At 41.3% G+C, this 14,574-nt stretch carries 12 protein-coding genes and 1 other RNA gene; 11 read left to right on the top strand and 2 right to left on the bottom strand.

Going from position 1 to position 14,574, the window contains the following annotated elements; all coding sequences use genetic code 11:
• Positions 1–486 precede the first annotated feature (486 nt).
• The 3 genes from H5159_RS09565 to H5159_RS09575 are packed head-to-tail and all read left to right on the top strand — an operon-like array spanning position 487 to position 6,288.
• Complete coding sequence (locus H5159_RS09565) at positions 487–1,902, top strand: TolC family protein (protein ID WP_182780203.1); 1,416 nt, start codon at positions 487–489, stop codon at positions 1,900–1,902.
• Positions 1,892–3,208: an efflux RND transporter periplasmic adaptor subunit gene (locus H5159_RS09570; protein ID WP_182711835.1), complete on the top strand. Its 1,317-nt coding sequence runs from the start codon at positions 1,892–1,894 to the stop codon at positions 3,206–3,208. The genes H5159_RS09565 and H5159_RS09570 overlap by 11 nt, the downstream gene beginning before the upstream one ends.
• Positions 3,205–6,288, top strand: coding sequence for an efflux RND transporter permease subunit (locus tag H5159_RS09575; RefSeq protein ID WP_182780204.1), 3,084 nt, complete (start codon positions 3,205–3,207; stop codon positions 6,286–6,288). The genes H5159_RS09570 and H5159_RS09575 overlap by 4 nt, the downstream gene beginning before the upstream one ends.
• Positions 6,289–6,425: 137 nt before the next feature.
• On the opposite strand, the gene ssrS is transcribed toward H5159_RS09575, so the two are convergent.
• A non-coding RNA gene (ssrS, locus tag H5159_RS09580) (6S RNA) lies at positions 6,426–6,608 on the bottom strand.
• A gap of 193 nt (positions 6,609–6,801) precedes the next feature.
• Between ssrS and H5159_RS09585 the strand changes: the two genes are divergently transcribed.
• The 4 genes from H5159_RS09585 to H5159_RS09600 are packed head-to-tail and all read left to right on the top strand — an operon-like array spanning position 6,802 to position 11,082.
• Positions 6,802–7,365, top strand: coding sequence for a UPF0149 family protein (locus H5159_RS09585; RefSeq protein WP_002962745.1), 564 nt, complete (start codon positions 6,802–6,804; stop codon positions 7,363–7,365).
• A 28-nt stretch (positions 7,366–7,393) separates the two neighbouring features.
• Positions 7,394–8,716: a Xaa-Pro aminopeptidase gene (gene pepP / locus H5159_RS09590; protein ID WP_182780205.1), complete on the top strand. Its 1,323-nt coding sequence runs from the start codon at positions 7,394–7,396 to the stop codon at positions 8,714–8,716.
• Between the two features lie 15 nt (positions 8,717–8,731).
• The gene (gene ubiH / locus H5159_RS09595) at positions 8,732–9,919 is read left to right on the top strand and encodes a 2-octaprenyl-6-methoxyphenyl hydroxylase (protein WP_182738649.1); all 1,188 of its coding nucleotides are present in this window, start codon (positions 8,732–8,734) and stop codon (positions 9,917–9,919) included.
• On the top strand, positions 9,916–11,082 hold the full coding sequence (locus H5159_RS09600; protein ID WP_182780206.1) for an FAD-dependent monooxygenase: 1,167 nt from the start codon (positions 9,916–9,918) through the stop codon (positions 11,080–11,082). Before ubiH ends, H5159_RS09600 begins: the two co-directional genes overlap by 4 nt.
• Before the next feature lie 269 nt (positions 11,083–11,351).
• On the opposite strand, the gene H5159_RS09605 is transcribed toward H5159_RS09600, so the two are convergent.
• Positions 11,352–12,551 carry an alpha/beta hydrolase-fold protein gene (locus H5159_RS09605; RefSeq protein WP_182780207.1) on the bottom strand — a complete coding sequence of 400 codons (1,200 nt, stop codon included), beginning with the start codon at positions 12,549–12,551 and terminating at the stop codon, positions 11,352–11,354.
• 375 nt (positions 12,552–12,926) lie between these two features.
• Between H5159_RS09605 and rpsF the strand changes: the two genes are divergently transcribed.
• The 4 genes from rpsF to rplI are packed head-to-tail and all read left to right on the top strand — an operon-like array spanning position 12,927 to position 14,357.
• Positions 12,927–13,268 carry a 30S ribosomal protein S6 gene (rpsF, locus tag H5159_RS09610; RefSeq protein ID WP_002962750.1) on the top strand — a complete coding sequence of 114 codons (342 nt, stop codon included), beginning with the start codon at positions 12,927–12,929 and terminating at the stop codon, positions 13,266–13,268.
• A gap of 43 nt (positions 13,269–13,311) precedes the next feature.
• Positions 13,312–13,629, top strand: coding sequence for a primosomal replication protein N (gene priB, locus H5159_RS09615; protein ID WP_004588456.1), 318 nt, complete (start codon positions 13,312–13,314; stop codon positions 13,627–13,629).
• A gap of 12 nt (positions 13,630–13,641) precedes the next feature.
• A complete protein-coding gene (rpsR, locus tag H5159_RS09620) occupies positions 13,642–13,869 on the top strand; it encodes a 30S ribosomal protein S18 (RefSeq protein WP_002962753.1) in 228 nt (75 codons plus the stop codon).
• Positions 13,870–13,904: 35 nt separating this feature from the next.
• Complete coding sequence (rplI, locus tag H5159_RS09625; RefSeq protein ID WP_002962755.1) at positions 13,905–14,357, top strand: 50S ribosomal protein L9; 453 nt, start codon at positions 13,905–13,907, stop codon at positions 14,355–14,357.
• Positions 14,358–14,574: the final 217 nt, after the last annotated feature.

The raw sequence follows: 14,574 nt of genomic DNA on the forward strand, positions 1-14,574 counted from the left end.
TTTATTTTAGGTAACTTGAAGCAACTGACTTGTAATCAGTAGTCTGTATAAGTTATCCGTTCGACTCGGTTAGTCGGCACCATTTATTTTAGGTAACTTGAAGCAACTGACTTGTAATCAGTAGTCTGTATAAGTTATCCGTTCGACTCGGTTAGTCGGCACCATTGATTTTAGGTAACTTAAAGCAACTGACTTGTAATCAGTAGTCTGTATAAGTTATCCGTTCGACTTCGTTAGTCGGCACCATTTATTTAAAAGCCTCGCTTATAGCGGGGCTTTTTTGTTTTTGTATAGTTAATCTCTTAAACACATTACAAAAAGTTAATTTTAGTATTAAAAATTGCTGATCATTTACTCATTTTTACCGTATAACTGGCTATTATGTTAATTCATCGCTAGCTATGTAATGTTATGTAAAGTAAGTTGAGCAAAATTTGCCAAAGTGCTTGAATTACGTTCATAAATAGCAGTAATTTAGGTTTAATTATGATCTGGCAATGCAAGCCAACCCTACTGGCAATTAGTGTGATGCTGCTCAGCGGCTGTGCGAGTGATTTAAACTCGTCTCAGCGCATGCAAGTCCCTAATAATATGCCTCAGCAATGGCAGCAAGAAGCATCAAGCTCAGTATTAAAAGTACAAGAGCAATGGCTTACACAATTACAAAATCCTACGCTTAATAAATTTGTACAACAAGCACTTAAAAATAACCAACAGCTTTTGCAAACGAGTTATGATGTTGAAATTCAAAAGCAGCAACTTATAGTCTCGGGCGCTGCACTTTGGCCAAGCCTTGATTTATCAACACGTACAAGCCGTAGTAAAGACAACCGTCCTGTAAGTTACGACAACGCAAGCTCAGCTAGTTTAAACTTAACTTACGAGGTTGATTTATGGGGTAAGCTCTCTGACGCCAAGCGCGAAGCTAATCTTAACTATTTAGCTCAGCAGGCACGGTTTGAGCAAGCTAAACAGCAACTTGTTGCTGATGTAGTAACAGGTTGGTTTGATGTGGTTACGGCGCAGCAATTACTGGATTTATTTAAGCGTCGCGAAGCCAACTCACAACAAAATCTCGATATTATTGAAGCTGGCTATCGCCAAGGCATAAACGAAGCGCTCGATGTGTATTTAGCGCGTAATGAGCTTAATAATGAACGCTCTCGCATTGCCACTCAAACAGCGAGTTTATCGGCATCAGCACGTGTACTTGAGCGTTTACTTGGTGAATACCCAAAAGGCGCTATTACTGCTAGTAGTGACTTACCTGTTATTAATACCGATATTCCTCTAGGATTGCCTTCTGAACTTATAACGCGAAAACCTACTCTACGTGCAAGTTGGTATGAGCTTTTAGCAGCCGACGCATCATTGGCATATGCGCACAAACAACGCTTTCCAAGTTTAGATTTAACTGCTTCATTAAGCGATAGCACCGACAGAGTAAGCGACTTGTTTTCTCCATCAAGCCTTGCATGGTCTTTGTTAGGTAGTATTTCAGCGCCACTTTTTGAAGGTGGGCGCTTAAAAGCCAACGAAGAAATAGCGCGTCTTAATACTCAAAAGCAAGAGCAGCTTTATTTGCAAACGCTTTATGACGCATTTGGTGATGTTGAAAATGCAATTTCGCAGCAGCAGTCCCTTAAAGCGCAATACAGCAGTACTCTTGAAGCGCAAGAAAACGCACTTGCTGCAGAGCAATTGTCGTTTGAGCAGTATCAAAGTGGCTTGGTAACTTACACAACTGTGCTTGATGCCCAAGATCGCTCTTTCGACGCGCAAAGCTCCTTAATCGATATTAAAAACCAATTAATAGCCAATAGAATTAACCTACACATTGCCCTTGGTGGTGATTTTGCAAAGCCCTCAAGTGAACTAAAGAGCAATAATGATGAAAACTAAAACAGCAAAAATTATTATTCCAGCGGTGGTTATTGTTGCCACAATTTTAATTGTTATGTTTATTAAGGGGAATCCACCAGAGGCTAAACGCTTTGGGACACCTCCGAAGGCATCAATAAGTGTGGCTGCGCTTGAGCTAAAACCACAAAATTATCAAGTTATGATAGACAGCTACGGTACGGTAAAACCACGTACACAAAGTTTGTTAGTGGCTCAGGCATCTGGGCAAATAATTGAAGTAAGTGATGACTTTAGAGAAGGCGGTTTTTTTGAAAAAGGCGATGTACTTTTAAAACTAGACGACAGAGATCATCAGGCTGAAGTTAAATCTGCTCAAGCCAATTTATTAACCGCAGAGCAAGGTTTGCTAGAAGAGAAGGCGCGTGGGCAACAAGCCATTACCGATTGGAAGCGCCTTGGCGGCTCAAATCAGGCAAGCAGCTTAGTACTACGTGAGCCACAACTAGCAGCCGCTGAAGCTGAGGTTTTATCGGCTCAGGCAGCACTTGAAAAAGCGATGCTTGATTTAGAGCGCACTAAAGTAACGGCGCCATATGCGGGGCGTATACTTAGCCGCAGTGTTGATTTAGGGCAAGTTGTTACTAACAACACACAGTTAGCAACCATTTACGCAATCGATAGCGTTGAGATTCGCTTACCAATTAAAAATAAAGATCTCCCATTTGTAAATTTACCAGAGCAGTATCGCGATGGTGCTAAAAACCAAGCGGGTTCAATTGTTAAATTTACTTCTGACTTAGTAGGTGAGCAAACGTGGCAAGGTCAATTAGCACGCACAGAAGGTGCTATAGATGAAGGCGCACAGCAGCTTTATGTAGTTGCTAAAATTAATGACCCGTATAAAGCAACAGCAAATAACCAGTACCCAATAAAAATTGGGCAGTATATAAAAGCGCAAATTACCGGCAGAACAGTATCTAACGCACTTATAATTCCTAACAGTACAATTTATCAAGGAACGTACGTTTACATTGTTGAAGGTGGCGTACTTAAGCGCAAAGACATCACACTAGCTTGGCAAAATGCGACTCAGGCGATGATAAAAACCGGTTTAAACGCAAATGATAAGCTTGTTATTACTCCACTTGGCCAAGTAAGTTCAGGAACTCAAGTAAGTATTTTAGGTGAACAAAGCGCAGATCAACCTAAAAGCCGTGGAGTGAATGGGCAAGGTAAAGGAAAGCGTCTGACTCCAGAGCAGCTTGAACAAAAAGCAAAAGAGCTTGGTATTAGTGTTGAAGAGTTAAAAAAACGCCGTCCAGCAAAGCAAGGAGATAAGCCATGATAGCTTGGTTTGCCAAAAACCATGTTGCTGCTAACTTATTGCTAGTAACGTTGCTGCTGTCGGGGCTTTTTAGTTTATCGACTAAAATACCGCTTGAAGTATTCCCTTCATTCGAAACCGACATGATAAGCGTGAACGTAAGTTTGCGCGGCTCAACACCAGAGGATGTAGAGCAAGGCGTAACAATTCGTATAGAAGAAGCCGTACAAGATTTAGAAGGTATTAAGCAAATATTTAGCCGCTCTTCTGAAGGCTCAGGCTCTGTAACAATTGAAGTTGAAACGGGCTACGACCCGCGTGAGCTTTTAGCCGATATTAAAAGTCGTGTAGATGCAATTAACACCTTTCCAGCCGATGCTGAAAAGCCAATAGTCGCGCTTGCGGAGCGAATTCGCGAAGTTATCGCGGTTACCGTATCAAGTGATTACGGCGAAAAAGAAACCCGTGAATACGCAGAAACAGTACGCGATCAAATTCTACGTTTACCAAATGTGACGCAGGTAGAGCTAAGTGGTGTTCGTGATTACGAAATTGCCATTGAAGTAAGCCAAGACGTTCTTCGCCAGTACGATTTAAGTTTGGCACAAATATCGAGTGCCATTGCTAATTCAAGCTCTGATATTTCTGCTGGTAACTTAAAAACTGAAGGTGGGGACGTACTTATAAGCTCTAAAGGGCAAGCATATCGTAAAGATGAATTTGCCAATATTGTTGTTAAAAACCAAGCTGACGGCACGATTATTCGTTTAGGCGATATTGCAATAATTAAAGACGATTTTGAAGAAACCCCAGTGCGTACTCGTTTTAATGGTAAGCAGGCTGCATTTATCGACGTATATAGAATTGGTCCGCAAAGTGCGATTACTGTTGCTGACGAAGTTAAAAATTACATAAAAGAGCAACAAAGCTCCCTTCCACAAGGATTTGAACTAAGTTACTGGGATGATGATTCGGAGCTGGTTAAAAGTCGAATTGCCACACTAACGACCAATGCCCTACAAGGCGGTATTTTAGTACTTGCTTTACTTACTTTGTTTTTACGACCTGCAATTGCATTTTGGGTATTTATTGGTATTCCGGTTTCGTTTATGGGCGCGTTTATAGCGATGCCTATATTTGGCGTAACCCTTAATATTATGAGCTTATTTGGCTTTATATTAGTACTTGGGATTGTTGTTGATGACGCCATAGTTACTGGCGAAAATGTCTATACCCATTTAAAAACAGCTAAGTCGGGCGAGCAAGCTGCAATTTTAGGTACTCAAGAAGTCGCAACACCAGTAACATTTGGTGTATTAACTACCGTTGCCGCCTTTTTACCTTTGGCCTTTATTGAAGGGGCGCGCGGTGCTTTGTTTGCACAAATACCGGTAGTGGTTATTCCGGTATTGTTGTTTTCATTGATTGAATCTAAATTTGTACTACCCGCACATTTAAAATATATAAAACTACGCCACGAAAAAGGCGAACCTTCAAAGTTTGATGTTATTCAACAGCGTTTTGCAGATGGATTTGAAAACGCGATTTTAAAATATTACCAACCCACTTTAAATTTAGCACTGCGCCATAAATTGGCTTCGGTAAGTTTGTTTGTTGGTGTGTTTATAATAATTTTAACCATGATCACTAGTGGTTGGACTAAGTTTGTATTTTTCCCGCGTATACCAAGCGAAACAGTCCGCGTTAACTTAACACTACCAACAGGTACGCCGTTTGAAGTCACTAATAAATACGTAATTGATATGTCGCAAAAGGCGCAGCAATTACAAGAAAAATACCGCGACCCAGATACAGGTGAAAGCGTTATTTTAAATATATTAGCCACAACAGGCGGGCGCGGTGGTGTATCTAATTCAGGTTCTGTACGCTTTGAAATAACACCGGCTGAAAAGCGTGAATCAGACATAGGATCAAGAGAGCTTGCCAGCGAATGGCGCGATTTAATTGGTGTCATTCCAGGCGCTGAAAGCTTAACGTTTAGAGCTGAAATTGGCCGAAGTTCTGACCCAATTGATGTTCAGCTTAGCGGGACTTCGTTGACTATTTTACAAGACGTGGCTGATCACATTAAAACCCGTTTATCGACCTACCCAACGGTATTTGATATTGCAGATAGCATGTCTGATGGTAAAGAAGAGTTACAAATAGAGCTTAAGCAGCAAGGCTTAGCGCTGGGCTTAAATAGAGTTAATGTTGCAGGTCAAGTGCGTAACTCGTTCTTTGGCTCGCAAGTCCAACGTATTCAGCGCGGCCGTGATGATGTACGTGTAATGGTTCGCTTGCCTATAGACGAGCGCCGCTCAGTTGCCGATTTACAAAATATACTCATCAATACACCTACTGGTGGTTCGGTGCCGTTATCGCATGTTGCAACCCTTACCGCAGGGCAAAGCCCGTCAACTATTAACCGAATAGACCGCTACCGTACTTTAAATGTTACAGCGGATATCGAAAAAAATAACACCAACATGACCATACTTCAGGCTGACCTAACGGAGTATTTAGATGAGTTAATGCAGCAATATCCTGGAGTAGATTACAAACTAGAAGGTGAGGCTAAAGAGCAGCGAGAGTCGTTTGGCTCATTGGCTTGGGCACTTGTGTTTGTATTTTTCATAATTTATGCGCTATTAGCGATACCGCTTAAGTCTTACTTACAGCCAATTATAGTAATGAGTGTAATTCCATTTGGCATGATAGGTGCTGTAGTCGGGCATTGGATTATGGGCATGGATTTAACCATTATGAGCTTGCTTGGTATGCTCGCCCTAACTGGGGTGGTAGTAAATGACTCCCTTGTACTAGTTGATTTTATCAATAAAAAGCGCAGTGAAGGCGGCAAATTACTAGATGCAGTTAAACTTGCCGGTGCATCGCGTTTTCGCCCTGTAATGCTAACAAGTTTAACGACCTTTATTGGCTTAATGCCGTTATTATTTGAAAAAGCGACTCAGGCGCAGTTTTTAATACCTATGGCGGTAAGTTTAGGGTTTGGGATTATTTTTGCGACCTTTATTACTTTATTGTTAGTGCCAATAAACTACATGATGATGGAGCGCTTTCAAGGTTGGTTTAAGTAAATAAGCGTAAGCATTTAAAATTTAGCTGTAAGTAAGAAATTGCTTGCAGCTTTTTTTTGCCAAAAATTATAAAAATAATGTACGAAGGTATAGCAAAAAAATGAATAAGTAATAAGAGGGAGTATAAAAATAAGAAGGTGTTCCCCAAGATACGGTACCCGGTTTCAGTCCTGAAACCAGAAGGTTTCAGGGCGGAAATCTGCGGTTTACCGTAGGCTTCTCGGTACATGCCGAGCTTGCACAATAGTAGACGAACAGAAATCCTAGTATAAAATTTATCGGCTCAGGGACTTAACCAAGCTCCGGTACCCCAGGGAACAATTTAAGTATATAAGACATAATCCAATCCTTAAACCCTAAACGTAAAAAATTAAACCGTTCGCTTAGTTTTCCCGCACCTTTAACTCGTCATTTACTTTATCGCATGGTTTTTGAGCTTGATCATACAATTAATTGGAGTTGCTTTTTATCGAGTGGTAGCATTGCCTTAACTTGCAAAGCGAAGATTCGATTATGAACGATTTACCCGATTACGAAAAAGCTCAACTGCTTTTAGAAAAAAACGAAATATTTGTATCACCTGCCGAAGCGCATGGTGTAATTAGTGGTTTACTTGCGTGTGGTTTAACCATTGACGACAAAGAATACTTAGGCCTTTTGAGCGATGTGTTTAACGATGGTGAATCATTTAGTAACGATTTAAAGCAGTTTTTTGGCACTATTTATAAGCAAGTAGTTGCGAGCTTTAATGATGACGAATTTCAGTTTGATTTATTTTTACCAAACGATGACGAAACACTCATCGATCAGGCTAATGGCCTCGTATCATGGGTAGCAGGGTTTATGCTTGGTTTTGGCTTAAAGCAAAAAGATTACGGTAAGTTATCAAGCGATGTTAAAGAGGTTATTACTGACTTTAGCGAAATCACTCGCCTAGATACCACTTTTGAAGAAACCGAAGAAGACAGCCAAGCGCTGCACGAAGTGATTGAATATGTGCGCGTATCAGCACTACTTTGTTTTGCAGAGCTTGGTAAAGAGCAAAACACGCAAAGTACTAAAAAAACACTTCATTAGTTTAAAAAGTTAAACGGGTTGGTTAATAATGGTTGAAGTACAAAAGTCAGAATTTAAAGCACGCCGTGAGCGTTTACTTGCGCAAATGGATAAAAATAGCGTTGCTATTATTCCCGCTGCGAGCGAAGTGACGCGTAGCCGCGATACCGAATATGCATTTAGACAAGATAGCGACTTTTTCTATTTAACAGGCTTTAACGAACCCGACGCTGTACTTGTACTATGTAACAACAGCGATGCACCCAGTACTTTATTTTGCCTAGATAAAGACAAGCTTGCAGAAATTTGGCATGGCCGCAGAGTTGGCTTTGATAAAGCTAAAAGTGACTACTTGTTTGATGAAGCTTACCCGTTAAGTGAATTAAACGATAAGCTACTCGATATACTAAATGAAAAAGATGCGATTTATTTTGCACAAGGTGCTTATCCTTCATTTGATACCAAAGTGTTTACGTTACTAGGTACACTTAGAAGTGGTGCGCGAAAAGGCCTCAAAGCACCGAGTACTTTAAAAGAAATACGCGGCCTTATTCATGAAATGCGTTTGTTTAAATCGCCAAGCGAAGTAAATGTTATGCGAGAAGGCTGTGAAATTAGTGCGCGAGGGCATATGCGCGCTATGCGTTTTTCACACCCCGGAGCTACTGAATTTCAGCTAGAGGCTGAGCTGCATCATCATTATGCCATGAATGGTGCGCCGCACCCGGCGTACGGCACAATTGTTGGTAGTGGCGACAACGCCAATATTTTACATTACACGCAAAATAGCGACGTATTAAAAAATGGCGACCTGGTACTTATAGATTCCGGTTGTGAACTACAAGGTTACGCCGCCGATATTACCCGTACTTTTCCAGTAAATGGACAATTTAGCGAAGAGCAAGCCGCGCTTTACAATATTGTACTTAAAGCGCAAGAAGTTGCTTTTGATGAAGTAAAACCAGGTGGTTACATGTCGCATGCTAATAAACTAGCAATGGAAGTAATGACCCAAGGTTTACTTGATTTAGGTATTTTAACCGGCGACTTTGATGAGCTAATGGCAAAAGGGGCATGTAAAGAATATTACATGCACGGGCTTGGGCATTGGCTTGGTTTAGATGTACATGATGTTGGCGATTACAAAGTAAATAACGTTGAGCGTGCATTTGAGCCCGGTATGGTACTCACCATAGAGCCTGGGCTTTATATCAGCGAAGACTCAAGCGCACCGCAAAAATACAAAGGCATTGGTATTCGTATTGAAGATAACTTGCTAGTTACCGAAACAGGCCATGAAAACTTGACCCTAAGCGTGCCTAAAAAAATTAGCGATATAGAAGCACTTATGCTAAGTGCTAAAAACGTATAAAGCTCGGAGAGTAAAGTGGCTAAGCAGTTTGATGTAGTTGTTATTGGCGGTGGTTTAGCGGGAGCAAGCTGCGCGTTAAGTGTGGCTAAAACTAATCCCGCGTTAAATATTGCCGTTGTAGAAGCTAATCAAGTTACCGGCGACTACCACCCAAGCTTTGACGACAGAAGCATTGCACTTGCTCAGCAATCGGTAGAGTATTTACAAAGCCTCAATTTATTTGAACAAAATGCCCCTTACACCGCCGCAATCAAAAAAGTGAGCGTGTCTGATAGAGGCCACTTTGGCAAAGCGCACATTAATTGCGACGAATTTGCTAAACCTTCACTTGGTTACGTAGTAGAAGTTAACCCTTTTGGCCGAGCGCTCCACCTGCGTTTAACGCAATCAAATATTACGCTTTTGTGCCCCGATAGCGTAATTGCCATTGAGCAAACCCTGCATAGCAATACACTTACCCTGCAAAGCGGCGAGCAATTAAGCGCAGCGCTATTGGTTATTGCTGATGGTGCACAATCACCCACACGTAATTTACTTGAGCTTGGCTTTAATACCCAGCCTTATGAACAAGGCGCAATTATTGCCAATGTAGAAGTGGCTGGTGGGCATAATAATCATGCCTTTGAGCGTTTTACACAAAGCGGGCCTATGGCGTTATTACCCATGAGCAATAAGCGTTATTCGTTGGTGTGGTGTATGAGCCAAGATCAGGTTGAACAGCACATGGCACTTAATGAACAAGACTTTATAAGTGCCCTACAAAGTGCGTTTGGTTATCGCGGTGGTCAATTTACTAAAGTAGGCATGCGCACGAGTTACCCGCTCGTTTACGGGCAAGTCGAGTCTTTGACTGCGCACCGTACAGTGGTTATTGGTAATGCCGCACATGCTATTCATCCTATTGCAGGGCAAGGTTTTAATTTAGGCCTTCGCGACGTGCAAGTACTAAGTAATTTAATAGCAAACAGCCAACACGGTTTAGGCAGCTATGCGTTTACACGTGAATATTCTAAAAAGCGCAGTGATGATATAAAAACCGTAATGAGCTTAACCGATGCACTTGTTAGGCTTTTTTCAAACTCATCGCGAGTGCTTGCATTGGGGCGCAGTATTGGGTTGTTTTCGATGGATTTATTTCCCGCATTAAAAGCGCCATTAGCCAAACAGTTAATGGGGCAAGTTAAACAAGGTAGGCGTTTATGAAGCAAGCACAGGTTTGTATTGTAGGTGGTGGCTGTGTAGGGCTAACACTGGCACTTGGATTGGCAAAAGCCGATATAAGCGTAGTTGTACTCGACGGCGCACCAACACAAGCGTTGCCAACTGACGAATATGGTTTGCGCGTAAGCGCGCTAAGCATTGCAAGTCAAACCTTGCTTGAGCAATTAAATGTATGGCCCGAAATTATCGCACAGCGAGCGTGCGCTTATACGCATATGGATGTACGTGATGCCGACAGTTTTGGCAAAATAGCGTTTGATAACAAACAACTTGAGCTTGAGCATTTAGGCCATATTGTTGAAAACGACATTATCCGCTACGCGCTTATAAAAGAGCTAGAGCAACAAAGCAGCGCAACACTAATGTTTGATACGCAGTATCAGCAAATACATCAAAGCGAATCAGATGTATTTATAACGCTTAAAAGTGGCGAGCCAATTATTGCAAAACTGCTGGTGGCCGCTGATGGGGCAAACTCAGCTATTCGCAAACAATTTAATATGGCACTTAGCTTTAAAGATTACGATCACCATGCGCTAGTCGCAACCGTAAAAACCAAAGAGCCGCACGAAAACACCGCACGCCAAGTGTTTTTACCAACCGGGCCGCTGGCATTTTTACCTCTGAGCGATGCAAATACCCATTCAATAGTATGGTCTACTAGCCCAAACCACTGCGATGAGCTGCTTGCAATGGACGACAGCAGCTTTAATAAAGCCGTAATGGCAGCCATAGATGGCCAATGCGGGCTGTGTGAAGTGCAAAGTGCGCGCGCAGCTTTCCCACTTAAAATGCGCTACGCCCAGCAATGGGTTTCAGGCAAAGTGGTACTCATTGGCGACGCTGCACATACAATCCATCCACTTGCAGGGCTTGGTATGAATCTAGGCCTAAAAGATGCGGCTTATTTAATTGAGCTACTCACAAGTGATAGTAAGGAGTTTGCAAGCACGCGCACACTTCGCGATTACGAACGTACCCGTAAGCTCGATGCGCAAAAGCACATAGCCATGATGCAAGGGTTAAAAGAGTTATTTGAAGGTGCAAACCCGGTTAAAAAACTTATCCGCGGAGTAGGGCTATCATTAGTTGATAATTTAGGCCCAATAAAACACCTGTTCGCTAAAGAAGCGATAGGAAAGTAACGTAGGTTGGGTTGAGCGAAGCGAAACCCAACGGATAAAGTAAAGCGATGAGCTTGATTAAAAAAACCGATGTTTAATTTAAACATCGGTTTTTTTTATGAAGGTTTTAAATATATTAAAAGCTGCGCTTTTCACGCGAGCAAGCTCTGCGTCTATATGCAAAGTTTAACACTGAGCTTAATTTTACCTGTAGGCGTTTAGCTTGCTGACGCGACGAGCCTAGCTCGTAATTACTATCGTTAGCTAAAAAGTACTTTGCGTTAAATCAGTTACAAATTCTTTTGTGCTTCATTCACCATATCCTTGAGCGCATCAATTAACATTGGATCTCGCGAGTTTTGCTTAGCAAGTTCTAATGCGTGTTTCATACTAGTGACGGCCTCTTTGAACTGCTTATTTTCAGTATAGCCTTGCGATAAACGCATGTGAGAATAGGCTGCATTTGGGTAATGGGTAGTAAAGTGTTTAAGCGTGGTAACAGCTTTAGCTGTGTTACCAAATTTTTGCTGGCTATGAGCAAATTCTACATATACATCTTGTGGAATTTTAAGCTCAAACCCATACTTATCACTCAGTGCTTGGTAGTAACCTGTAATAAGCGATACATCAGCAAATCTTCCATGCTCGTCAGTAATGCTAAAAATTAGGTCGCCAAATAAGTGAATTAGGCTATCGCTAAGGGCTGGTAGTATGGTGCCCATATGACTAAAAGTAGGGTAATGCTTATATTCCCATTTTAGCTGTGTTGGCATTTGTTGCTCTAAATTTACTAAAGTATTTAATACACCTGTATAAAAGCGTGACCCTTCACTTGCTACACTAATAAATAGCGATTGACCGCCTTTAGGATTTTTAGTGTATTTTATAATATTATTTTTTAATTCTTCATCACTCCACCAACTGTTTGGGCTTATAGCTATATAGTTATTAAATAACTCAGGCTGATTAACTAAAGTATAAAGCGCTAAAGTACCTGCATTAGAGTGACCAATTAAGGTGTTGTAGCCGTTAGTTGAGTAATTGCTATTTATGTAGGGCATGAGCTCGTCAGACACAAATTTTAAAAACTCGTCGGTTTGCCCCGCTTCAGGCCATTTATTTTTTACAAAGGTTTGAAACTCAGTTTTAGGCTCACCATCTACTTTAGGTAAGTAATCACGAACGCGGTTAGTTGTATCAATACCAACAAGCATGGCATTAGGTATTTGCTCGTAATCAACTAAGGATTTTATAACCCCAGACGCCGTATGAAAGTGCTCAACACCATCAAGTAAATAAATAACATAAAGCGGTTGGTCATCTTTTACGGTGTCAGGTATGAAAATTTTAATGGGTCTGTCTTCGTTAAGTATTTTTGATTGCAGAATGACTTTTTTACCAACGGTTATGTCAGTTGTATTGGTTTTTGCGTGGCTTAAAAATGGTGTACTAAAAGTAAGTATTAATACAAGCGATAGTAAGAGCTTCATAAATATCCTTATTTAATAATGTATTGCTTAATAATTGCACGGCTTTAAGTTTGAGTAAATACTTATATTTTGAGGCAGGTGTTAGACTTAAGTAATTCAAAGCTGCGCTTTTTACGCACGCAAGCTTGGCGTATATGATAAATATTAAACTGCGAGTTTAGCTTTTCCTTTAGGCCTACGGCTTGCTAACGGGATGAGCGAAGCTCGTAATAATTGCCTTTAAACTCTTATCTATAAAAGCTTAAAAAACCTGCTTGCTTAATTATCCGTCTAAGCGTAAAATGCGCGCTCATTTCGGCTTTTAAACTATTAATTCCTTGCCTTAAACCGACCGGCCGAAACGGTAGAAGGCTCTATTAACCGTAAGGAATATCCATGCGTCATTACGAAATCGTATTCATGGTTCACCCTGATCAGAGTGAGCAAGTAACTGGTATGATCGAACGTTATACTGGTTCTATCACTGAAGCTGGTGGTACTATCCACCGTCTTGAAGACTGGGGCCGCCGTCAACTGGCTTACCCAATCAACAAGCTTCATAAAGCTCATTATGTTCTTATGAACGTTGAAGCACCTACTGAAGTAATCAGCGAGCTAGAAACTACTTTCCGCTACAACGATGCAGTGCTTCGTAACTTAGTTATGCGTACTAAAAATGCTGTAACTGAAGCGTCTCCTCTTGCAAGAGAAGAGAAGAAAGAAGCACCAGCTGCTTAATTGTTTTGAGTCCTAGCATGGCATGTAGTCAGCAGTTATTATAATGGTTAGCCCATATATGAATCAGCTGGTTATATCCGGGGTAGTTTGTAAAACTCCCAAGTTTAGCCAAAGCCCTGCTGGCATCCCGCATTGTATTTTTGTTGTAGAACATAAATCAATGCAAACCGAAGCAGACCTTAACCGTAATAGTTATGTGAGGCTTCAGGTAGTTGCCAGTGGAAAGCAAATGCAACAACAGACTCAACATTTGCACGTTGGGCAGGCATTGCAAGTGAGTGGTTTTTTAAATCGCCACGAAGGTCGTAACGGCCTTAGCCAATTGGTTTTGCATGCTCAGCATATAGAAAGAATTATTTGAGGAATTAATCTCATGGCACGTTATTTCAGACGTCGTAAGTTCTGCCGCTTTAAAGCGGAAGGCGTACAACAAATCGATTACAAAGATCTAGCTACTCTTAGAAACTATGTTACAGAAAGTGGCAAAATCGTACCTAGCCGTATCACAGGTACTAGCGCTAAATACCAGCGCCAGCTAGCAACTGCTATTAAGCGTGCTCGCTACTTAGCCCTTCTTCCATACACTGACTTACATAAGTAAGCAGCGGATTAACAGTTTTTAAAAGGTGTAGAAACATGCAAGTTATTCTACTAGATAAGATCGCTAACCTAGGTAGCCTAGGTGAACAGGTTGTAGTTAAATCTGGTTTCGCACGTAACTTCCTTTTCCCGCAAGGTAAGGCAGTTCCTGCGACTAAAGCTAACATTGAAACGTTTGACGCTCGTCGTGCAGAACTTGAAGCGAAAATCGCTGAACAGTTAGTTGCTGCACAAGCACGCGCTGAAAAACTAGAAGCATTAGCAGAAGTTACATTAGTATCTAAAGCTGGTGACGAAGGTAAGTTATTCGGTTCAATCGGTACTCGTGACATCGCTGACGCTATCTCAGCTGTTGGTGTTGAAGTTGCTAAGTCAGAAGTTCGTTTGCCTCTAGGTACTATCCGTGAGACTGGTGAATTTGACGTATCAATTTCAGTTCACTCAGACGTAACGGCTACTATCAAAGTAATCGTAATCGCTGAAGCTTAATTTTTAATTAAGCTAAAAAAGCCGTGCTATTAGCACGGCTTTTTTGTGCCTATAATTTGGCTAACTTCATTAGTTGAGGGCACAATTTAATAATACCAATCCGCAATAATACTTAATCATTTTGCGGGGCTAAACGTGTCGCTACCTGTGTTAAAAAATTCTCATTTACGACTGCATGGATGCAGAAGGTAGAGCAATGCAGGAGCAATTGCCGAGA

The organism is Pseudoalteromonas sp. SG43-1 (genome assembly GCF_014164415.1).
GTDB classification, from domain to species: domain Bacteria; phylum Pseudomonadota; class Gammaproteobacteria; order Enterobacterales; family Alteromonadaceae; genus Pseudoalteromonas; species Pseudoalteromonas distincta.

Coding starts and splice junctions, on each gene's coding strand:
- H5159_RS09565 (WP_182780203.1), top strand. CDS start 487: ATGATCTGGCAATGCAAGCCAACCCTACTGGCAATTAGTGTGATGCTG.
- H5159_RS09570 (WP_182711835.1), top strand. CDS start 1,892: ATGAAAACTAAAACAGCAAAAATTATTATTCCAGCGGTGGTTATTGTT.
- H5159_RS09575 (WP_182780204.1), top strand. CDS start 3,205: ATGATAGCTTGGTTTGCCAAAAACCATGTTGCTGCTAACTTATTGCTA.
- H5159_RS09585 (WP_002962745.1), top strand. CDS start 6,802: ATGAACGATTTACCCGATTACGAAAAAGCTCAACTGCTTTTAGAAAAA.
- pepP (WP_182780205.1), top strand. CDS start 7,394: ATGGTTGAAGTACAAAAGTCAGAATTTAAAGCACGCCGTGAGCGTTTA.
- H5159_RS09600 (WP_182780206.1), top strand. CDS start 9,916: ATGAAGCAAGCACAGGTTTGTATTGTAGGTGGTGGCTGTGTAGGGCTA.
- H5159_RS09605 (WP_182780207.1), bottom strand. CDS start 12,551: ATGAAGCTCTTACTATCGCTTGTATTAATACTTACTTTTAGTACACCA.
- rpsF (WP_002962750.1), top strand. CDS start 12,927: ATGCGTCATTACGAAATCGTATTCATGGTTCACCCTGATCAGAGTGAG.
- priB (WP_004588456.1), top strand. CDS start 13,312: ATGGTTAGCCCATATATGAATCAGCTGGTTATATCCGGGGTAGTTTGT.
- rpsR (WP_002962753.1), top strand. CDS start 13,642: ATGGCACGTTATTTCAGACGTCGTAAGTTCTGCCGCTTTAAAGCGGAA.
- rplI (WP_002962755.1), top strand. CDS start 13,905: ATGCAAGTTATTCTACTAGATAAGATCGCTAACCTAGGTAGCCTAGGT.